The organism is Taurinivorans muris, assembly GCF_025232395.1.
GTDB classification, from domain to species: domain Bacteria; phylum Desulfobacterota; class Desulfovibrionia; order Desulfovibrionales; family Desulfovibrionaceae; genus Taurinivorans; species Taurinivorans muris.
Map to the genome: position 1 here is coordinate 122,066 of NZ_CP065938.1, position 21,847 is coordinate 143,912.

General features: G+C 44.2%; 16 protein-coding genes and 1 tRNA gene. 12 read left to right on the plus strand and 5 right to left on the minus strand.

The features are described 5' to 3' along the window. Nucleotides 1-54 precede the first annotated feature (54 nt). From JBF11_RS00575 to JBF11_RS00595, 5 genes are all read right to left on the minus strand, one after another. Nucleotides 55-1,587 carry an aldehyde dehydrogenase family protein gene (locus JBF11_RS00575; protein ID WP_334315450.1) on the minus strand — a complete coding sequence of 511 codons (1,533 nt, stop codon included), beginning with the start codon at nucleotides 1,585-1,587 and terminating at the stop codon, nucleotides 55-57. Nucleotides 1,588-1,617: 30 nt separating this feature from the next. Further along, a complete protein-coding gene (locus JBF11_RS00580) occupies nucleotides 1,618-2,157 on the minus strand; it encodes a helix-turn-helix domain-containing protein (protein WP_334315451.1) in 540 nt (179 codons plus the stop codon). A gap of 342 nt (nucleotides 2,158-2,499) precedes the next feature. Beyond that, the gene (locus JBF11_RS00585; RefSeq protein WP_334315452.1) at nucleotides 2,500-3,690 is read right to left on the minus strand and encodes an iron-containing alcohol dehydrogenase; all 1,191 of its coding nucleotides are present in this window, start codon (nucleotides 3,688-3,690) and stop codon (nucleotides 2,500-2,502) included. A 104-nt stretch (nucleotides 3,691-3,794) separates the two neighbouring features. After that, complete coding sequence (locus tag JBF11_RS00590) at nucleotides 3,795-6,407, minus strand: ATP-binding protein (RefSeq protein ID WP_334315453.1); 2,613 nt, start codon at nucleotides 6,405-6,407, stop codon at nucleotides 3,795-3,797. 15 nt (nucleotides 6,408-6,422) lie between these two features. Then, nucleotides 6,423-7,106, minus strand: coding sequence for a Crp/Fnr family transcriptional regulator (locus JBF11_RS00595; protein ID WP_334315454.1), 684 nt, complete (start codon nucleotides 7,104-7,106; stop codon nucleotides 6,423-6,425). Between the two features lie 155 nt (nucleotides 7,107-7,261). Between JBF11_RS00595 and JBF11_RS00600 the strand changes: the two genes are divergently transcribed. From JBF11_RS00600 to JBF11_RS00655, 12 genes are all read left to right on the plus strand, one after another. Further along, on the plus strand, nucleotides 7,262-8,671 hold the full coding sequence (locus JBF11_RS00600) for an SLC13 family permease (RefSeq protein WP_334315455.1): 1,410 nt from the start codon (nucleotides 7,262-7,264) through the stop codon (nucleotides 8,669-8,671). Between the two features lie 36 nt (nucleotides 8,672-8,707). Then, nucleotides 8,708-10,159, plus strand: a complete 1,452-nt coding sequence (locus JBF11_RS00605; protein WP_334315456.1) for an aryl-sulfate sulfotransferase — start codon at nucleotides 8,708-8,710, stop codon at nucleotides 10,157-10,159. Between the two features lie 173 nt (nucleotides 10,160-10,332). Beyond that, nucleotides 10,333-11,160 carry a glutaredoxin family protein gene (locus JBF11_RS00610; protein ID WP_334315457.1) on the plus strand — a complete coding sequence of 276 codons (828 nt, stop codon included), beginning with the start codon at nucleotides 10,333-10,335 and terminating at the stop codon, nucleotides 11,158-11,160. Nucleotides 11,161-11,350: 190 nt separating this feature from the next. Then, nucleotides 11,351-11,426, plus strand: a tRNA-Asn gene (locus tag JBF11_RS00615). A gap of 161 nt (nucleotides 11,427-11,587) precedes the next feature. Continuing rightward, complete coding sequence (locus tag JBF11_RS00620) at nucleotides 11,588-12,076, plus strand: pyridoxamine 5'-phosphate oxidase family protein (protein ID WP_334315458.1); 489 nt, start codon at nucleotides 11,588-11,590, stop codon at nucleotides 12,074-12,076. Between the two features lie 111 nt (nucleotides 12,077-12,187). After that, nucleotides 12,188-12,379, plus strand: a complete 192-nt coding sequence (locus JBF11_RS00625; RefSeq protein ID WP_417168622.1) for a hypothetical protein — start codon at nucleotides 12,188-12,190, stop codon at nucleotides 12,377-12,379. 145 nt (nucleotides 12,380-12,524) lie between these two features. Continuing rightward, complete coding sequence (gene rpsU, locus JBF11_RS00630) at nucleotides 12,525-12,728, plus strand: 30S ribosomal protein S21 (protein WP_334315459.1); 204 nt, start codon at nucleotides 12,525-12,527, stop codon at nucleotides 12,726-12,728. A gap of 112 nt (nucleotides 12,729-12,840) precedes the next feature. Next, nucleotides 12,841-13,299: a GatB/YqeY domain-containing protein gene (locus JBF11_RS00635; RefSeq protein ID WP_334315460.1), complete on the plus strand. Its 459-nt coding sequence runs from the start codon at nucleotides 12,841-12,843 to the stop codon at nucleotides 13,297-13,299. A gap of 19 nt (nucleotides 13,300-13,318) precedes the next feature. Then, nucleotides 13,319-15,652 (plus strand): endonuclease MutS2, encoded by a 2,334-nt coding sequence (locus JBF11_RS00640; protein WP_334315461.1) that lies wholly within the window; start codon nucleotides 13,319-13,321, stop codon nucleotides 15,650-15,652. Between the two features lie 11 nt (nucleotides 15,653-15,663). Next, a complete protein-coding gene (dnaG, locus tag JBF11_RS00645; RefSeq protein WP_334315462.1) occupies nucleotides 15,664-17,379 on the plus strand; it encodes a DNA primase in 1,716 nt (571 codons plus the stop codon). Next, the gene (rpoD, locus tag JBF11_RS00650) at nucleotides 17,372-19,195 is read left to right on the plus strand and encodes an RNA polymerase sigma factor RpoD (RefSeq protein WP_334315463.1); all 1,824 of its coding nucleotides are present in this window, start codon (nucleotides 17,372-17,374) and stop codon (nucleotides 19,193-19,195) included. The genes dnaG and rpoD overlap by 8 nt, the downstream gene beginning before the upstream one ends. Nucleotides 19,196-19,507: 312 nt before the next feature. Next, nucleotides 19,508-21,607 carry an autotransporter outer membrane beta-barrel domain-containing protein gene (locus JBF11_RS00655; RefSeq protein WP_334315464.1) on the plus strand — a complete coding sequence of 700 codons (2,100 nt, stop codon included), beginning with the start codon at nucleotides 19,508-19,510 and terminating at the stop codon, nucleotides 21,605-21,607. Nucleotides 21,608-21,847 lie beyond the last annotated feature (240 nt).

A 21,847-nucleotide genomic window follows, 5' to 3' on the forward strand; every position in this document is an offset into this window, starting at 1 on the left:
TTCTCTCCGGATCGTTCCGGAGAGAAAGATTGTTAAAGACCGTATGAAGCGAAATCAGGAAGCTACGCAGGAACGGACGGAAGCGTTTTGCGGTTTGTGGTCCGGACCTTTCGGATGATGGGTGCGGACAGTGATGACTTTATTCTGCGTGAAGAAGTCGATGCCGTTTTTGCCCTGCGCTTTATTGGTGCCGATGAGCGAGCCCTTAATGCCGCCAAACGGAACGTATGGATGAGGAGCGCAAATGCCGACGTTTACGCCGACCATGCCGACATTGGCTTCACGGCTGAACGTTTCCGCATAATGCATATTTTGGGTGAAGATACAAGCGCCGTTGCCAAATTCTGAACGGCGGACAAGTTCCAAAGCGTCGTCCATATCGGCGACTTTAATCGTTGCGACAAGAGGACCGAACACTTCCGTGGTGAAAAGCGGGTTGCACGGGGTGACGTCTTTGATGATGCTCGGTCCGACAAAGAAGCCGTTTTTATTTTTTTCCGGCAATGGAATATTTCTTCCGTCAAGAACAAGCTGGCAGCCTTGACCGTGTTTTAAAGCAATATCGATATAGTTATGGACGTTTTGCACTGCTTTTTGGGAAATGAGCGGTCCCATATAAACATCCGGATCAAACGCATCACCCACTTTTACGGTTTTGGCGGCTTCAATCATGCGTTCAAGAACTTCGTCATAAATTTCCGGCACAGCCGCGACAATGGATCCCGCAAGACAGCGTTGTCCCGCGGAACCGTAGCAGGAGTTGAGGTAGTTGGTAATGAAGACGTCCATATTCGCATCTTCCATGACAAGAAGCATGTTTTTCGCTCCGCCGAGCAGCATGGAACGTTTTGCGCCTCTTGCGCAGCCTTCCGCCATTTTTTTAGCGGTCGGGGTTGAGCCGACCAAGCAAACGCCCGCTATTCTGCTGTCGTCATACCATGATTCCGCAATGTCGCGGCGACCGTGGATAACGTTGACAACACCGGCAGGAAGCCCGGTTTCCATAAAGATTTCACACATGATTTGCATGAAGTACGGAGATTGCGTGGAGGGTTTGAAAATGAATGTGTTGCCTGCCGCAATGGCGTAAGGAATGAACCAGCCGAAAACAAGCGCCGGGAAGTTGAACGGCGCGACACCGCCGAATACGCCTAAGGATTGTTTGATGACGCGGGCGGAAATATTGTTGGCGACTTGGTCTAAGTATTCGCCCTGAATGGTTGAAGGAACACAAGCCGCGGATTCCAGAATTTCAATGACACGCTGAACTTCGCCGCGGGCTTCGGATATGTGTTTCGCTTGGTCGTACGCGATCGCTCTGGCGAGTTTTTCGTGGTTGTCAACCATGCCTTGGCGGATTTTGTAAATATACGTCATCCGTTTCGCCACAGGGAGTTTGCTCCATGTTTTGTAAGCTTCATCCGCTATTGCGATGGCTTCTTTCGCCAGTTCGGAACTTGCCATGGGCACTTCGCCGATCACTTCGCCTGTTGAGGGATTGTAAAGAGGTTCGGTTTTAACACCTGTTTCCTCTTTCCAAGCACCGTTGATATAATGTTTGATTTTGAGATAAGGGAAATCAGACATGGTTCAGCCTCCGTTTTTTTTTGTTGATTTTTATGTGTCATAACTATAAATCACGGATAAGACCCGTGCTTTTTTTTCACCATGGCTCGCCCCGGAATGCGGAGTGTCCGTATCGATATAGGCAAGGTCGCCTTCCTGCAGTATCTCATCATTCAAAAGGAATTGCCCTTCAAGAACAAAATAGGTTCTTTCATCGTTTCCCGTGACATGAATGGGTGTGAAACTCGGTTCCGTTATATAGGCACGCATTTTGCGGTTTTTGATTGTTGTCGGAAATTCGAAATGGCTGTAATCCTTTTCCGGTTGTTCGCGTTTGATTCTTTGCGCTTTTCTGATGATATTTATATGGTCGTTCTTTTGCGGTTTTTCCTCATAGAGCATGCCGATTTGAATTTGCAAAGCCCGTGCGATTTGCAAAAGAACGGAAAAGGTGGGGTCGTGTTTTCCGTTTTCAATGCGGGAGAGATAACCCTGTGAAACGCCTGAAAGCTCCGATAAGCGGGTAAGGGTGATATTGTTTTTTTTTCTTAAGCTTTTTATTTTTTTGCCGAGATTTTTTATTTCTTTCATAGCGTGCTCTTTGAAAAAAATGTATGTATTGTAATTAGTTATTTATATAATATTCTTATAAGAATATTATGTCAACAGTATTTTTAAAATATGCATGAAAAAATGAAATTTAAAAATGTTTTATTCTGTCAATAAATAAGAAATGGTTGAAAGAAATATTTTTCGGTCTGAATATTCTTATATGAATATTTTAATTCAATTTTTATAATGTTACAATATAACTATATAAATTAATATGATAAATTTTGAAATATAAAGAATAATATGTGACGGCACGAAAAATCCCCTCCCATAGGTTTGCCTGTGAAAGGGGATGTTGTTTTGGAAAAATACGTTTATTGCCTAGAAATCAACTTTTGTTCCGTAGTAAGCGCATTTCAGCACTTTTTCCATTTCTTCATGGTTCGGCTGGCGCGGGTTTGAAAGCGTGCAGGCGTCTAAAAGGGCATTTTTAGCAATATCGGGAAGTTTGGCTAAAAATTCGTCTTCAGGAACCATGTCGTTTTCATAATCTTTGAGGCATAACGGAATGTTTAACGCCTTGCTTAAATTTTGGATTGCATCGCAAAGTTTTTGCACGGCTTCTTCCGTTGTTTTGTATTCAATGCCCCACAAAGTCGCAATATTGGCATAACGTTTTGCCGTTGCGGGATTTTTAGCGTTGTATTGAATGACGTAAGGCAAATACATCGCATTGGCGGCACCGTGGACAACATGGCCGTTTTTGAAAACAGCGCCGGTTTTGTGAGCCATGGAGTGGACTATGCCAAGCAAGCCGTTGGAAAATGCCATGCCGGCGAGGCATTGCGCATAGTGCATTTGTTCCCTTGCAGCCATATCGCCCTTATAGGATTTTTCAAGGTTGTCTTTGATAATATCAATGGCTTTCATTGCAAGAGGGTTTGTGAAAACACTGTTTGCGGTGGAAACATAGGCTTCAACGGCATGGGTGAGCGCGTCCATGCCCGTATGGGCGGTGAGCTTTGGCGGCATTGTTTCCGCAATGGCGGGGTCGATGATGGCGATGTCCGGAGTGAGGTTGAAGTCAGCCAAAGGATATTTGATACCCTTGTCGTAGTCGGTAATGACGGAGAACGCCGTTACTTCCGTCGCTGTTCCGGAAGTTGAGGGAATAGCGATGAAGCGCGCTTTGGTGCGAAGGGCCGGCAAGCTGAAAGGTTTGACGGCGTCTTCAAATTTTGTGTCGGGATATTCATAGAACAGCCACATGGCTTTTGCCGCGTCAATCGGTGAGCCGCCGCCGATGGCAACAATCCAGTCGGGTTCAAATTCGCGCATGGCTTTTGCGCCGTTCATAACGGTGGTGATGGATGGGTCCGGTTCGACATTTTCAAAAAGCAATGTTTCAAGTCCCGCCTCTTTCAGATTATTGACAACCTTATCCAGAAAGCCGGCTCTTTTCATGGAACCGCCGCCGACAACAACGATAGCTTTTTTGCCGTTAATGGTTTTAAGCTCGTCAAGAGCGTTTTTTCCGTAATACACATCACGGGGTATGGTAAATCTAGCCATAATGAAACCTCCATAAACTTATACGAGTTTAAAGAAGACTACATTATTTCGGCAAGACGGGCAAGCACTTTTTTAAATTATGCGGAAAATGTTCCGGCAGTGCGTCAGCGGGGAGCAAATTCGATAAGGGTTTTATAGAGGTTTATAGGAACGATAGGCTTGCCTATGTGGCTGTTGAAGCCGCTTTGCATATAAAGTTTCTTGTCTTCTTCCAATACGTTTGCGGTCATGGCGATGATGGGGGTTTGGATTTTGAGTTCCTGCCTGATAATTTTGGTCGCGGTAATTCCGTCCATATCCGGCATTTGGATATCCATTAAAATAACATCGTAGGTTTGGTCATGGATTTTTTTAATGGCTTCAAGCCCGTTGCTTGCGGTATCGACGATAATTTTCTTTTTCTTCAATAATTCCGCGGCGATAAGCGTATTGATGGGATTATCCTCAACCAATAGGATCGATAAGTTTTTCAATATGTTTTCATCATATTCATTGAGGCTTTCCTGGTTCGTTGTGACTTTGTCCTTATTGAATTCAAGAGGAATTTCCAAAGAAAAGTTTGTTCCTTCGCCGACTTTGCTCGTGCAGGATAATTGACCCTCCATCAGCGAGGCGAGGTTTTTGGAAATGCTGAGTCCGAGCCCTGTTCCGCCGTATTTTCTCGTGGTTGACGTGTCAGCCTGCATGAACGGCGAGAATATTTTTTCAATTTGTTCTTCCGTGATGCCGATACCCGTATCCATGACTTCAAAACGGAGCAGAACTATTGTTTTGTCGTCAATGTCTGATTTGGAAATTTTGCTTATTTTTAATGTGATAGACCCTGTTTCGGTGAATTTATAGGCGTTATTGATGAGGTTGTTGAGAATTTGCGTGATGCGTATGGGGTCGCCAAGCCATGAGTCTTCAACTTCCTGCTCTTTATCGATAATATAGGTGATTCCTTTCTGTTCCATTTGCAGGCTGAAGAGATTATGGATATTTTTAATAAGCTCGTTCAGAGAAAAAGGAATATGCTCGATATGCAGTTGTCCCGCTTCGATTTTCGAATAGTCCAGAATATCATTGATGGTATGCAGCAAAAGGGTTGCGGAAGAAAGACCTTTTTGCACGAAATCATCATTTTTTTCATCGATTCTGATTTCTGCCAACAGTCCGAAAACATTGATGATTATATTGAGCGGCGTACGAATTTCGTGGCTCATTATGGCTAAAAAGTCGCTTTTCGCTTTTGCTTCCCGCTCTGATTTGAGTTTTGCCTCGATAAGTTCGGTCTGCTTCTTTTTCAGCTTGTTGAACATTGTTTTTTCTTCCCTGAGGTCACGGGCATAGCTGATAATGACATTCGTATTCTTATAGTTGATCCGTGTGAACGTTATGTGGCAGGGAATGAGGTTGTGCTCCAAATCCTGGTGCAGCCATTCAAAGGTTTTATAGCCGCTTTGAAAGGATTTTTTGAGCAGCTGCAAATGCTTTTCAGTGGAAAGCTGTCCGTCCGGCTGATAAATGGGGTTCAGTTTTTCAAAGTTATCGATAAATTCTTGTTTGGTTTGGAAATTGAAGAAACGGGCGGATTCGAAGTTGCAGTCGATAAGCTTGAAATCCTTATCCCAAATTGTGCAGCAAAGAGGGGCGGAATCGAGCATGACTTGGATTCTTTCTTCCTGTTCTTTTATTTTCGCCTGCATTTCCAATTCCTTTTGGGAGTTGAACGCATAATAGATATAAAAATTCTTGTTGAGATACGTAAGGTAAATGGCTGTTACCTGGCAAGGGATGGGAGCCCCGCTTGCGTCAAGAAAAATCCATTTGAAACTGGAAATACTTTTTTCTTTGATAAGTTCGTTTTTTTCGGCGATAAAAAGTGAAAGAGGCTTTTCTTCCTGTTCTTTCGCGAGATATTGCCTGAAATTGTTGATAAACTGTTCTTCATTTGACAAATCGAGCAATTCCACAAGCTTTTTGTTGCAGTCAATGACTTTTCCGTTATCATTGAAAATAATGCTGACAAACGGCATGGAATCGACGAGCAGGTGGATATATTCGTCAATATCTTTTATTTTTGAAGACTTGTAGCCTTGCCGTAATTTGATGAACATGAACGTAATGGTGAAAAAGAAAAGAAGAGCCGCAAGCGAATGGATGAAAGCGAAATTGATAGGCGAAAAATTCGGCTCGACATGCTGCGTATTATTGATAATGGTATCGTATGTATCGGTGATAACGGCAAGACTGTCCAGATAATTCTGGGAAGTAAGAACGGATAAGGCTTCATAACGGCTGGTGTCGTCGTTTTTTAAGGCTTGTATCGCTTTTTGCTGAAAGGCATGCTGTAATTCAAGTTCGGCATACATTTCAAGCAGCTGCTGTGTATATTCCTTGTCGGCAAGGTTGGTTTTTATGATATCCGCAAGTTTCAGGACTTTCATGTGGAAGAGGTTGTTATTGCTCCGCGGGCTTTTGCCGAGCATTTGATTGGTGATATTCGTGTAATTATTAAGATAATATTGGTCTTCCGTGCGGATATACATTTGGGAAAGTTGGTTGAGCTGTACGCTTGTGAGGTATATTTCATTCAAAATGCCTACGGTGACAAAATGTTCGCTCTGCACTTCGAAGAAGGTCTTATTTTTATGGACTTCGTATAAAAGATAGAAATTGAGAATGAAAGACAAAAACAAAACAGTTACGGTGATTCTGAAAAATGTTTTATTCATGGTTATCTCTGATTATTATGATTGGATAAGGTTTAAAAAAGAATCCACGTCGAGGATGTATGTCAATTTTCTGTTGTATGGTCCGGTAATTCCTTGCTGTTCGAGAAATCTTAATGTCTTGTTCAGAGTTACCCTGTGCACGGATAAATGGTTGGCGAGGTCCTGCTGGGTGAGTTCCGGAACGGCGTAAAATTGTTTCCTGTTTTCCGAAATATGCATTCTTTGATACAAATACATGCAGATACGCGAAGAAAGTTCCGAAAAGCTCAGGCAGCAATTCTGATTGATGTTAAGGCGGACTTTTTGGGAAAGGTTGCGGAGAATGGAAGTGACGATGAGCGGGTCTTTTAATAAGACGGAATACACGGTTTCGGCTGAAAAAGAATATAAGACGCTCGGTTTTGTGATGACAAAAAAACTAAGAGTGGGAAGTCCGTCAAAAAAAGGTCCCTCGCCCAAAAGACAGGGGGCGATGCCGCGCCATAGGATTTTTTCTTTTCCGTCATTGGAAAGGCGTATGAGCTTGACTTCTCCTGTCTGGAGCAAATAGAGCTTGTTCCAAATTTCACCGCTTTCAAAAAGTTCCTGTCCTTTAGCGCGTTTTATTTTAACTGCCAAATGGAGATATTTGTCCCATTCCTGCATATTCGATGAAATCTGACTGAACTCATGAATTGATTTCTCTTTGTCTTTATCCATTTTCCCCCCTTAAAAACAACATACATTAAAAAAAAATAAATAAAAAGATAAAAATGTAGCCGGCACTACATTTTTTTTTTAATAAATCTGTTTAGATAGAATTAATGTGAAAAAATGAACACATCCAATCACTCTTTTCATAAGGAGAAATCATTATGGCGCAGACAACGGAAAAAATACTTAATGGCAAATCGGCTTTGAAGTGGCTTTTTTGCCTTATCGTACCGGCTATCGTGTATTTTGCATTGCCCATTGACGGAAAGACATTGACCCATGAAATGGCGATGTTTTTGGCTGTGACGATTTTTATGGTTTGCATATGGGGCTTCGAGCTTGTCAACGATACGGCGACCGGGCTTGTCTTGCCTGTGCTTTATATGGCTCTTTGCGGTGTTCCCGGTAAAATCGCGTATAATAACTGGCTTGGCGATGTACCCAATATCGTCATCGGCGGTTTTATTTTTTGTAAAATTTTGCAGGATACCGGTCTTGGAAAACGGGTTGGTTTAGGCTGCATGAAGCTTATGGACGGTTCGTTCATCGGAACCGTTTGGGGACTTATGCTTGCGATTTATATTATCAATCCGCTCGTTCCCGCGGTAACGGGCAAGGGTGTCATTTTTTGCTCCATCGTCATCAGTCTTTGCGAATCCTTGGATTTCAAGAAACAGTCACGGGAAGCGACAGCTCTCATGCTGGTGGCGTTTTTGGCTGTGACAAGCTCTAAAAACGGGTTTTTAACCGGCGGCGGGGATTTGGTTATTGGAATGAGTTTGGTTGACGGCGTCATGGGCTTGAAAACGAGCTGGCTTCAGTATGCCGGCTGGAATTTGCTTCCCGCAACCGTTTTTACGGTTATGAGCGTCGCCATTGTTGTTGTTTTGCTTCCGAGCAAAGTGAATAAGGAAGAACTTCGCAGGGCGCTGTATGCCCGTTATGCGGAACTCGGACCTATGCGCAGGGATGAAAAAACCGCAACGGTGCTTCTCATTGTCACCCTGATAGTTTTGATGACGGACAAATGGCATGGACTTACTCCCGGCATGGGGCTTGTTTTTCTTGCCGCTGTCAGTTTTTTACCCGGAGTGAGTCTTATGGACGGGCAGAAAATCAAAGAAGTCAATTTCTGTCCCATTTTCTTCATCATGGGGTGCATGGCCATCGGCAGCGCAGGCAATTATCTGAAAGTGACCCAATGGATGGCGGACAGCACTTTCGGTTATATGGAAGGGCTCGGTATTTATGGCGCAAGTGTCTGCTCGTATGTCGTAGGGGTTATCGGAAACTTTATTCTGACCCCGCTTGCCGCAACCGCCTCTTTTTCCGCTCCTCTTGCCGAACTCGGGGTGCAGATGGGGCTTGAACCGAGAATCATGTATCTTTCTTTCAAATATGGGTTCGATAATTATCTGTTCCCTTATGAATATGCCGTTTTGCTTATTTTTTACGGTTTCGGCTATATTCATTTCGGAAGCATGGTCAAGGTGCTTGCGGCAAGAATGATTTTGACGGTTCCCTTCTTGCTTGCCGTCGCTGTGCCATGGTGGCAGTGGATTATGAAATAATAAAAAAAATAAATCATACAGAATTGGAGGTATGTTATGGGTCATCCTACTATTTATCCTACCGGTGTCACGATTTACAATCCGGAAAAATGCTGGAACGGTTTGACTGTTTTTCAAGGTCAGGAAGTCGGCGCTGTCCTTATGGATATGAACGGGCGCGAGCATAATGTCTGGAAAGGCGTGCACGGATTTCCCAATAAGATTTTCCCCGGCGGTTATCTTGTCACAAGCCGCGGGCGCCGCACCGGCAAATATTCCGTGCAGGACCAGACAGATGTCGTGCAGCTTGACTGGGACGGCAAGGAAGTTTGGAAATTTGACCGCAATGAATACATTGAAGACCCCGGATACGAGCCCCGCTGGATGGCGCGCTATCACCATGACTTTCAGCGGGAGGGAAGCTCCGTAGGCTATTACGCTCCCGATACGGCGCCAAAATCTTTGGAGGGCAACACGCTTATTCTTTGTCATAAAAATATTCGCAACAAAAGAATTTCCGACAAGCTTTTATTGGACGACGTGATTTTGGAAGTCGACTGGGACGGGGATATTGTTTGGGAATGGCGCTGCAGTGACCATTTTGAAGAATTCGGTTTCAGCGAAGCCGCTAAAAACGCCCTTTGCCGCAATCCCAATTATCGCCCTACGCAGCCGGAGGGCATGGGCGATTGGATGCATATCAACTCCATGTCCGTGCTCGGACCGAATAAATGGTATGAGCAGGGCGACACCCGTTTCCACCCCGACAATATCATTGCTGACGGCCGTGAAACCAATATCGTTTTCATTATTGAAAAAGCTACGGGTAAAATTGTTTGGAAGCTCGGTCCCGATTATAACGCCAGCCCCGAGGAAAAAGCTATCGGCTGGATTATCGGACAGCACCATGCGCACATGATTCCCCATACCTTGCCGGGCGGCGGCAATATTTTAATTTTCGATAACGGCGGCTGGGGAGGCTACGATGCTCCGAACCCTGGGGCTCCTACCGGAGTTAAAGCCGCTCTTCGCGATTATTCCCGCGTGCTTGAAATAGACCCCGTAAGCAAGAAGATAGTATGGCAGTATACGCCTTTTGAGGCGGGGCACCTTATGCCTATGGATTCCAACCGTTTTTACAGCCCGTTCATCAGCGGCATGCAGCGTTTGCCAAACGGCAATACGCTTATTACCGAGGGGTCCGACGGACGTTTGCTGGAAGTGACGAAAAATCATGAGCTTGTTTGGGAATTTATTTCTCCTTACAAAGGAAAATTGGTTCCGATGAACATGGTTTACCGTGCGTATCGGGTTCCTTACGAATGGGTTCCGCAAGTTCAAAAACCGGCGGAAACACCTGTTGTGCCTCTTGATGTCGCTACGTTCCGTGTTCCGGGTGCTGCCGCTTTTGGCGACAGGGTTCGGGAAGTCGAGGTTGAGGGCTGTACCCCTTATGAGGGAAGCAACGCTCTTTGTGTCGCTTCCGTTGAAGACCCAGAGGAAAAATAAGGACGGGAATGGCTGTCGGTTGACAGCTGTTTCTTTTTATCAAAAATTTAAAAAAAATCTGAAATTGTAATTAATGTTGCAATTTTTATATGAAAATTTTGTATAGTATGAATTATCAAGATGTTAAAATCGTGAAACTTTAAAAAATAACCGTATCAAAAGAGGGATCTGTTATGGATATTACCTTGTATACAGCACCTGACTGCATTCGCTGTAAAATTGTTAAAGCCTTTTTAAATGAACGCGGCATTGCATACGATACCATTGATTTTAAAGCGCAAGCCGAAAAATTCAATACCTTTTACAGAACAAACCGTCCTAAAATCTACCGCAATCCCGAAGGCGTGGAGTTTCCGCTCTTTTACAACGGGGAAGTCATTCGTCAGGGAAGCGGGGAAGTCATCGCCTATATGCTTTCCGGTGACGCTTTGAAACATTCCGGAGCGGTGACCCGCAGCGATTTGCTGCATGGCTGGATTTCCGGTTTGTACCTTTCCTGCTGTCCAAAAGACCATGAAGAAAATTTCCTTACCTTGGTAAAACATTTGGCTGACGGCGGTTTGACTGTTTGCATGCAGACAGATGGCAGAAACAGCGCTTTGCTTGAAAAAGTGCTTGCTCTTAATGCCATTGCCAAATTGCAGCTCAATATTTTGGGCGACAGCAGTGTTTATGAAAGCTTGTACGGTCAAGCCATGGACAGCGCGGACCTTGCAAAAACCATTGAATTGACGAGAGGTTTTGCAAATTCCGAAATCCGTTATCTTGCAAGTCCGTTGACTGTCGGCGGTGCAATAAGCTGGCCGGACCGCGCCATGGCGCTCAGTGCGGGAAAAATGGTTTTTGACGCTTGCGGTGATCACCAGCTTCCTATTGCCGTTGATAAGGTCACAGCGGAAATGCCACAAGGTTTGCAAGGCTTGAAACCGGTTGAAGACGCTTTGATGCTGAAATACCGCTCCGCTCTTCGTGAACATTTGTTTAAGGCTGAAATTGCATGATTGTTTCATTTTATAGTCCGTTGATAACCCGACACGGGGTTTATCGGGTTATAAAATGACAAGGTTCCTTTTCTTATCTCGACCTCCTCATTTTTCGGGGAGGTTTTATTTTTTGGCAACGGTTTTAATAAAAAGGATAAAAATTTTTCTTGACAAAAACATGGATTTTAGTAAATTGAACTTCTGTTGTTCCCCGATAGCTCAATAGGCAGAGCGGGTGACTGTTAATCACTAGGTTGGCGGTTCAAGTCCGTCTCGGGGAGCCAGAATTATCAACGGCTATCTTGTCTTCCGGCAAGGTAGCCTTTAATGTTTTTTCCACCCTGTTTATACCAAAAATCAGAAATCGGCATTTTTGCCAAATATAATTTTTTAATGTAAGCAAGCATAATAATGGTAATTCACAAAGATATCACGGGAGAACGTTATGTTTAGTTCGTTACCTGAAATGAAAAGAAAAGACAGGGAAATTTCAAAGGCTGACTGTGAAGCTGTTTTGCGTGACGCCGAATATTTGGTCATGGCTACGGTCGATAAAGAAAATATCCCGTATGCCGTTCCCCTTTCTTTCGTGTATTTTGAAGGAAAAATCTATTTTCACAGCGGTATGCGTAAGGGGCATAAAGCCTGCAATTTAGCCTGTAATTCCCTTTGTTCGCTGGCGGTTGTCGGAAAAACCCTGCCTGTGTATACGCATAATTTCACGACGTATTATGAAAGTGTCATTATTTTTGGCAGGGTTAAAGAAGTGCTTGATCCGCAAAGGAAAAAAAGCGTACTTTTTGCCCTTGCGGAAAAATATTTGCCTGAATATATGGAAAATGCGGAAAAAGATATTTCCGCCTCCTTGGACAGAACTGCCGTTTTTGAGGTTTCTCTTGATAAAATAACGGGTAAAGCTAAAAAGCCTAAATAAAAACAGGCAATTATCAGATATGCGCTTGTTAAATTCAAAAAAATTCTTACTTGACCTTTTGAAAAGAACGGGATATAAAAAAGAAATATATCATGCTGTGAGGTGGGTATTATGAATTGGATGCAAATGGGTGAAACTATCCATAGTCCTGCTCCTTGGGATTTGCCTTTATGGGATCCTTCTCATGTTGTGTTTTTTGGTGTGCTTTATGCGGTGCTTATTGCGCTTGGCGTTGGTTTGGCTCTTGTTCATCGCGGTGCGGTGAGGGATATGAAGAATGAAGAACAGGGCTGCAAGCATTAAAATTTAAAAAAAGTTAATTTAATCTTGTCATTTTTATTTTAATACTATAAAATATTTACTCGCTCGCAAATTGAGCGTATGTGTCATGCCGATGAAAGAATGATTTCCCTTGTGACACAACATACCAAAAAAGGTGGTGATTTTAGTGCCGGGAGTATTTTTAAACGAAGACGAATACAATTTCGATCTCGCTTTGCGTCGCTTTAAAAAACAAGTCGAAAAAGCTGGTATTCTTTCAGAAATGAAGAAACGCCAACACTTTGAAAAACCAAGCGTTATGCGTAAAAAGAAAAAGGCGGCGGCTCGCAAGCGCCTTATGAAAAAAATGCGCAAAATCAACATGGCATAATTTGATTGGCATACCTTTTGGTATTGGATAAGTTAAGCTAAAAATAAACCGAAAGTCTCTTTTGTTGATTTTCGGTTTTTTCACTTTATTGTCTATTTGGTGAGGAAAGACTATGAGCATTGCCGAACGAATTGAAAAAGATTATGTAGACGCATATAAAGCCAAGGAAAAAGTGCGTTTGGAAACCCTGCGGCTTTTAAAAACCGCCGCAAAAAACAGACAGGTTGAATTAAAGCAATCTCTTGTTTCTCTTTCCGATGACGAATACATGTCTGTTTTGCTCCGTCAGGTGAAACAGCGCCAAGAATCCATTGAAGTTTTCAGAAGCGCCGGCCGTAACGAGCTGGCGGATAAGGAACAGGCGGAACTTGAAATTTTGCAGGAATATCTGCCAAAACAGCTTTCGGAAGAAGAAATTCATGCCATTATTGAAAAGGTCTGCGGGCCGTTTCTTGCAGAGGGCATGAAAGCCATGGGCAAAGTGATAAAATCCATCATGGACGCTTATAAAGGTCAGGTTGACGGAAAATTCGTGAGTGAAGCTGTGAAAGCCCGGCTGCAAAAAGGATAAGCGCAGTATTGATTTTTTTATGGATGAGTTCAGTTTACAGGCTTTAGAGTATTCTAAAATTTTGCAATATGCCGCATCGTTTTGCCGTTCGGAAGCAGGCAAAAACGCTGTTCTTTCTTTGCGTCCTTTTTCTTCTCTTTCAGATATTGAACATTTTCAAAAAGTTTTTGACGAATACGGGCTTTGGAAAAGCAAGGGCGAGTTTTCCCTGCATGATTTTCCGGACGTCAGTCCTTTTTTGAAAAAAATCGCCGAACATTCATTTCATCCCGATACCGAAGATTTTTGGGCGATGCGCGAAGTTTTAAAACTTGCAAAATCCGCCTGTGTTTCCGTGCATAATTTTGAAAACGAACTTCCTTTGCTTGCTCTTGAATATGATTTTTTGTTTCCGGAACGTTCGTATTCCGCTCTTATGCGCTGCATTGCCGATGATGCGTCTTTTAAAGACGAAAGCAGTCCCGGACTTTTGCTGGTGCGGAACGAGCTTCGTTCTCTGCATCAAAGCTGCCTCAGAAAAGTCAAGGAGTATTGCGAGCAGTACAATATCGGGCATTATCTCCAAGATGATTATATGACCATTGCGGGGGACAGATATGTTTTGCCTTTGAAAGCGAATTTCAAAGGCCGCCAGCAAGGGATTATCCATGATTATTCCCGCACCGGGGAAACCCTTTATTTTGAGCCCATGTTTTTGGTGGATTTGAATAATCGTTTGCAGGAACTCAAACAGGAAGAGCGGGAAGAAATCAATAAAATCATTTTGCTTGTTTCTGATTTGTTCATGCAGGAGGAAGCGGGAATCAGGAAGGCTTGGGATTTTCTTGTGTTGCTTGATGTGAACGAGGCAAAACTGGGGCTTTCCTCCGCGTATGTCGCCAAACATAAAAAAGAGCAAGGGCTTGAAGGGTACTGCGTTTCTTTCGGGCATACGCTTTCCCTCATGAATGCGTATCATCCTTTATTGCTTCTTGAAAATAACAAACAGAAATCGCCTGCTCCCGTACAGCCTATTGATTTGGTTTTCCGTCAAAATGACAGGGTGCTTGTTATCAGCGGCGGAAACTCCGGTGGAAAAACCGTAGCCCTGAAAACCTTGGGGCTTATCGGGCTTATGAGCTTGACGGCGCTGCCGGTTCCTGTGGCGAAGGGGTCGGGCATTGTATTTTGGACGCGTATCCATGCTTTTATCGGCGATGAGCAAAGCCTTGATGACCATGTATCGACTTTTACGGGGCAAATCAGGCATTTGGCAGGCATTTGGGATGAGCTTGACAGCAATTACTTGTTATTATTGGATGAATTTGGTGCGGGTACCGACCCTTCGCAAGGTGCCGCTTTGGCGCAGGCAGTGCTTGACGGTATGCTTGAAAAACGCTGTTACGCAGTGAGCGCAACCCATTTTCCGGCATTAAAAACGTATGCCTTGACCAATGACGGCGTGCGCGCGGCGTCGGTCTTATTTGACGAAAACAGCAAAAAGCCTTTGTATAAGCTTGCTTATGACCAAGTCGGAGCAAGCAAGGCTTTGGATGTGGCGAGAGAACACGGTCTTTCCGAAGCTATTTTGGAAAAAGCTTCGCAGTATTTGCTTGTTGATACGAAAGAACAGGACGGTGTGATTGCAAAATTAAACGCTGTTGCCGTGGAACGGGAAAAAGAGCTTGAGCATTTGCGTAAGGAATTGCAGAAGACAAAGCAAAAGCGTGAGCAGCTGCAGGAAAAATATGAAAGGGAAGTTCAAGCCCTGCAGGTGGAATTTAGGGAAAAATCGCAGGAACTCATGCGGGCATGGAAGTCTGAAAAGATTTCCGCGAAAGAAGCCATGAAAAAGCTTGGTTCTTTGCGCACGGAATTGGGCAGGAACGAGGCTGAAAAAGAAGAATTTGCTCCTGTTGATGAAACGGCGTTGAAAGCTGGCGTTGAAATTTCATACAGACCATGGAATAAAAAAGCGTTCGTGCAGGAAACCGACATAAAAGCGAAAAAAGTTAAAATAAATTTAGGTGGTGTCACCATGTGGGCATCATTTAAAGATGTTGAAATTGTTGGAAATCCTGCAAAGCCGCTTTCCAAGGGAAGCGTGACGCAGAATATTTCCCGAATTAAATCCGGTTTAACCCTTGACTTGAGGGGAAAACGTGCTGATTTAGCTATTGCGGAGCTGAACCAGTTTTTGGACAACGCCCTTTTAGCCGGCTACGATACGGTGGAAATTATCCACGGACGAGGCACCGGGGCTTTGCGTAAAGCTGTGCATGAGGTTTTGAAAGGCTATGCCGTTATTGAAAGTTTTTCTTTGGCGACGGAAGAAAACGGCGGTGACGGAATGACTATGGCGACATTCCGCTAAAAGGACTTTAAATGGCAAGAACTTCCCGTGATGCTATTGCTGAAATTAAAGCGAAATTGAGTATGGTGGATTTGGCGCGCCGTTATCTTGAATTGCGTCCGATGGGCAACAGGCTTGTCGCTCCTTGTCCTTTTCATCAAGAAACAAAACCGTCGTTTTCCGTTAATGCGGACGAAGGCACGTATTATTGTTTCGGCTGTCAGGCGGCAGGCGACATATTCGATTTTTACGGCCGCATGAACGGCATGGATTTTCGTGAGAGTTTGGAAGCCCTTGCGGAAGAAACAGGCGTGGAATTGCCGAAATTCCAAAAAGGAAACGATTTTGCCCCGAAGCAGGTTTCCCATAAACAGGAAATGATGAAAATGCATGAAATCGCAACCCATCATTTCAGACAAAATTTGCAAAAAAGCGATATTGTCAGGAAGTATGTGCAGGAACGGCAAATAGCTCCGGAAACGTTGGAACGTTTCGGCATCGGTTTCAGTTCGGATTCTTGGCAGGCGCTTGCCGATATATTTAAGCGTTCCGGCTTTGATTTGGATATTGCGGCGGAATGCGGTTTGCTTATGAAAAGCAAAAACGGACGCTATTATGACAGGTTCCGCAATAGGCTCATGTTTCCTATCAGGGATGTCAACGGGCGTACCATCGCTTTCGGCGGGCGTGTCATTCCCGCCCTTGATGACGGGGAAAGTGCGAAATACCTGAATACCAACGGCACCCCCATTTATAAAAAAAGCCAGCAGCTTTTCGGGCTGGATGTGGCGCGCAGGAGCGTGACTGCTCAAAAAAATATTATGATAACCGAAGGATATATGGACGTGTTGACCTTATATCAATTCGGTTACACCAATGCCGTGGCGTGTCTTGGCACAAGCTTTCCGGAAGAGCAGGTGAAACGGATTACGGAATTGTCAAAAAATGTCGAACTTCTTTTTGACGGGGATAATCCGGGACGCGAGGCGGCGTTTAAAGCCTGCGGTAAATTGCTTGTGAAAGGCATCAGCTGCAAAGTTGTTCTTTTCCCTCCGGAAGACGATATTGACAGCCTATTAAAGGGAAAAGGAAAGGAACTGTTTGAAAATTTACGGGAAAACCGTACGGAAGGCTTGAGTTTTTGCATTCAAACCTTAAAAAAGCGTTCCCCCAAAGATGCCATTGAATGGTCAAGGGAGTTCCTGGGACAAATTGAAATGCCGGAACTTTTTCAGCCTATGGCGAGCAAATTGGCATTGGGACTTGGAATTGATGAAGCAGAGCTTCGCTTGGGTGTTGTCGAACAGAAAAAAACTCAAAATACCCGTATGAATTTTCAAGCGAACGGGCAGGCGAAAACCGCTTCCAAAAAGAAAACCATGGATGCGGAGATTTTAACCGTTGCTTCCCGTTATCCCCATCGTTTGCAGTTTTTGCAGGAAATGGGGGCGGATCTTATCCTGGAATCGCCGAATGCAAAGGCTTACTGGGATAAGTTACTGCAGTATTCGGAAGAGGAAATTCTCGCTTTTTTGAATGACTCGGAAAAAACATTTTGGGTTAAATGCAGAAGCGTTCCTCCCCGCGACAATGAAGAGGGGGAATTGCAGGCTATCGCTCATTTAATTCAAACAAAACAAAAGAAATCCTATGTGCAGTCTGTTGTCGCCGCAGTTCGGGAAAGCGGCGAAGATTCACAAAAAGCATATCTTCGTGCATTATATGCACAAGGGAGGAATAATGTCTAACAGCCTCAAAGAGGTTCCTCAAATAAAAGAACTCATGGTGAAAGGAAGAAATGTCGGCTATTTAATGGCTGAAGAAATAGGCAAAAGTCTTCCGCCGGAGCTTGCGACTTCCGAAAATATGGAAGAGCTTATCGGTATTTTCGAATTTATGGAAATAGCCATTGTCGATAGTGAAAAAGAAGGACAGGCTCTGAAGAAAAACCGTTCGGATCAGGATTCCGAGCCTTCCGATACCGTATTTGACGATACATTGGATTCTTCGCTTGATGATGATATCGATTTAAATACCGATTTTACGTTAAGTGATGACAGTACGGATTTTGCCGCCAGAAATACTGACCCCGTGCGCATGTATCTGCGTGAAATGGGCGCGGTTCCTTTGCTTGACAGGGACGGCGAAGTCGTTATCGCTAAAAAGATTGAAATCGGTGAAATGGATGTTTTGTATGCGCTTGTCGAAGTTCCCGTTGCTGTCGAAGAACTTATCAGTGTCGGCAATGATTTGCAGCAAAACAGAATTAAATTGAAAGATGTCGTAAAAACCATTGAAGAGGATGATCCTTGCGAAGATGAAATGAATCAGCGTCAAAGGGTTATCAATTTATTGCTGGATATTAAAGGCGTTTATAATAAAAAACAAAAAGTATATGCGAAGCTTGATTTGTGCTGTGATTTAAATTCCGGGCAAGTGCGTGAAATTCAAGACGAAATCTTGGAATATAAAGAAGACGTCGTTGACCGTTTGCGTGAAATCAAACTGGAAAAGGCTCTTCTTGACCGCATTATTGAAACCGTTGAGGATTATGTCCGTCAAATGCGTAATTACGGACGTGAAATCGCCGCCTATATTGCTGATACCGGAAAAACGCAGGAAGAAATAGAAGCGTTTTTCCTAAGCTTGGAAAGAAAAGAAATCAATATGCAGGATGCCGCCAAAGAACTCAATATGAGCGTGGAAAAAATGTTTTCCTATAAAGAGCTTATCATGGGTAAGATTGAAAGCCTCCATCGCCTGCGTGACAAGTGCTGCCATGATGTTGACGATTTGGAAGAGGTTTTGTGGCGTATCCGCAGGGGAACGAATGCCGCCATGCGTGCAAAACAGGAACTTATCCGTTCCAATTTGCGTCTGGTTGTCAGCATTGCGAAAAAATATACGAATAGGGGCTTGCAATTCCTTGATTTAATTCAGGAAGGCAATATCGGCTTGATGAAAGCCGTGGATAAGTTCGAATACCAGCGCGGTTATAAGTTTTCAACCTATGCCACATGGTGGATACGTCAGGCGATTACCCGCGCCATTGCGGACCAAGCCCGTACCATTCGTATTCCTGTGCATATGATTGAAACCATTAATAAACTGCACAGGACGACACGGTACTTGGTGCAGGAGCTCGGGCGCGATCCGACGCCGGAAGAAATTGCGGACAGAATGGATTATCCTGTTGATAAAGTGAAGAAAGTCCTTAAAATAGCAAAAGAACCCATTTCGCTGGAAACGCCTATCGGGGATGAAGAAGATTCCAGCCTTGGCGATTTTATTGAAGATAAAAAGGCTGTCGCTCCCGCTGACGAGGTTGTGAACACAAAACTCACGGAACAGATCGCTGCGGTTTTGGCAGACCTTACACCGAGGGAAGAACAGGTTTTGCGCAAACGTTTCGGTATTGGGGAAAAATCAGACCATACTTTGGAAGAAGTGGGCAAGCTGTTCAATGTTACCCGTGAACGTATCCGTCAAATCGAGGCGAAGGCGCTCCGTAAATTGCGTCACCCGGTACGAAGCCAAATGCTTCGCACGTATCACGACAATTAATAAAAAAGGGAGCCTATGCTCCTTTTTTCTTCGCTTCTGCATGTAGACCACCGGTTCACACAGCCGGTGGTCTTTCTCTGTTCAGTCAATAAAAAAAACAGCAAATGAAAAATGCTTCTATCTTGATAGCAGACATTGGAAAAATCGTATCCTGATATTGAAAACGCTCCGCAAACGGGGCTTGGAATTTTCCTTGCGGGGCGGGAGCGATAATAACGCTTGACAATATATATATATATATAAATTTTTTAAAATTTTACATTCTGTCAATTGTAAAGTTTTAAAAAATTTTTTTATTGTGAGGTAGTGGGAATGAATCAAAGTAAAAACGCTTTGGGAAATTTAAAAAGACGCTATTTGGGCGTGCTGAAAAAATGTTTTTTGCTTGGCACTGTCGGAACCGTTGTTTTGGGGGCTTCGTTGTTCGGCTTGTCTATCTGCAACGGGTATGCTGCTGTATGGGTAGAGCCAGGGACTGAAGATATTACTTATGTTAACGAGCATAAAGTAATAAATGGAGATGTCATTATAAAAAACTGGGGGTTTGGTACTGAGGGCTATGATGGATTGGACTCCAGTGGACGTCCCATAGATGGACGTCCCATAGAAGATTTGACTCCTCATCCGGAGTTGGCTTCATTGACTGTTAATGGCAATATCACGATTGAGAAAGGCGATCTGAATAATGGTGCTATTTGGGGAAACAGTGTATTTACCCATCAGAACGGCAATTTTGTTGTCGGCGAGGGTGCCAGGTTTTTTTGGGATAATGAAAACCCGAACAGCACGATAAGCAATTTAACCGTTCATGGCAATTTATATGCCGGTGATTTGAAGACAATAGGCGATACCTTGTTTACCAAAAACTCAATGCTGACGGTTTCAGCTTCTGACGCTGTATATGAAAAAATAAATGAAGACGAGGAAAAAGTTTTGGAACTTGGAACAAAGACATACTCCTTGATTGGCGATGGGACCAGCACGCTTACCATTGAAGACGGTGCGAAGCTTACGGTTCTGAATGTGAAAGAAGGTTCCGAGGTTACGGTTGTCAAAGAGTTCGGCAGTATCGACGGAAAATTTCAATCTGCAAACATGCTGCAGTCATTTGAATATGTCAGTTCCGCAGACGGAAGTTTAACGGTTAAGGTCATACGAAATTCTCAGGAATTGGAAGAAGCACAAAAATATATCGATTGGGGAACAGTAGAGTTCATTGAATCGGTCATAGGAAATTCCGCCAATGTCAATGATGAAAATGCAGGAAGAAAGTATATTTCAAGACTGTTTGACAGCAATTTCAATCCTGATGCCAGTTTGGTTGACGCGGCGAAAACAATCGAAGAAAACGCGCAGCTGAGCGCGGTGAGCGGCAGTGCCGGCACAGCCGTATACGCTGCGCAGGGGGCTTCCCAAAACACCATGGGACGCATGGGAATAGGTTCTTCCGTGCAGGTTCAGACGGTGGCGAAGAAAAATGTTCTCATCGCCGACGCAAGCCCTGTTCCTTCCCTCGGTAACGTGTTTTTTGAAACCGTGCCCGGCTGGGACAAGGGCTTGGGAGTATGGTTCAATCCTATTTATCAGAACAGCCGCGTGCGCGATATGGAAAGCGGTTCTTCAAAAGCGGGATATAACGCCAATATCGGCGGAGCGAGCTTGGGTTTTGACTATACGGCGGCTTATAATGACAAAACGGATATCCGCGTAGGCGTTCAGGTGCACGGCGGGGGAGGCAATTCCCATTCCGTGGACACAATATCCTATGCAAGCAATGATTCCGACTTTATCGGCGGCGGCATTTATGCGGGCGTCCGCCGCGAAATGGGAAGCGGGGCTTTGTATGTTGCCGCTGATTTGAGTTATACCGCCACCAACAACGAAACAGAGGCGCACACAAACGTCGGCGGCATTGAAGCCGATGTTGACAGCAATACGTTTATGGCGGGACTCAGCGCCCAATATGATATCAATGTGAACTCTTTCATTGTCAGCCCCGGTATCGGCGTCAAATACATACATTTGAATACCGATGATTACCATTCCAAAGTTTTCGGCGAAGCCTTTTTCGACACGAAAATAGAAAGCCAGGATGTGTTAAGCATTCCCGTTTCCATCGGCATTGCGAAGAACTTCATTTTGAACAACGGTTGGAATATCAGCCCGTCAGCGCGCTTGGGCGTGACATTCAACGCGGGGGATTTGGACTCCGACAGCATAAGCTACCTTGTCGGCACCAATGCGAACCCGCTTTCCCTGTCAACAACGGTGCTTGATGACGTTGTCGGAAACGGAACAGTCGGTATTCAGTTCGGCAAGAACAAGATTTCTTTCGGCTTGGATTATTCCCTTGATGTTTCAGAGCATGTTACGAACCATACGGTCGGAGCCATGGTGCGTTACAGTTTCTAACATGAAAACCGGTGCCTGACGGCATGACAAAACAAATCCCTTTCCGTTTCGGCGGAAAGGGACTTGTTTTATGCTTGTCCGAGTTTGTCGGGTATTTTGTAAATATGATTGTTTGGCGGATATATTCGCCTTATGGGAAAGCGGAACATACGGGGAAAATACGTTATGAATGAATTGCCCTGTTACGGAACCGATAAAAACGGCGAAGCAATGAACGGTATCGGAACCATGTTTGCAAAG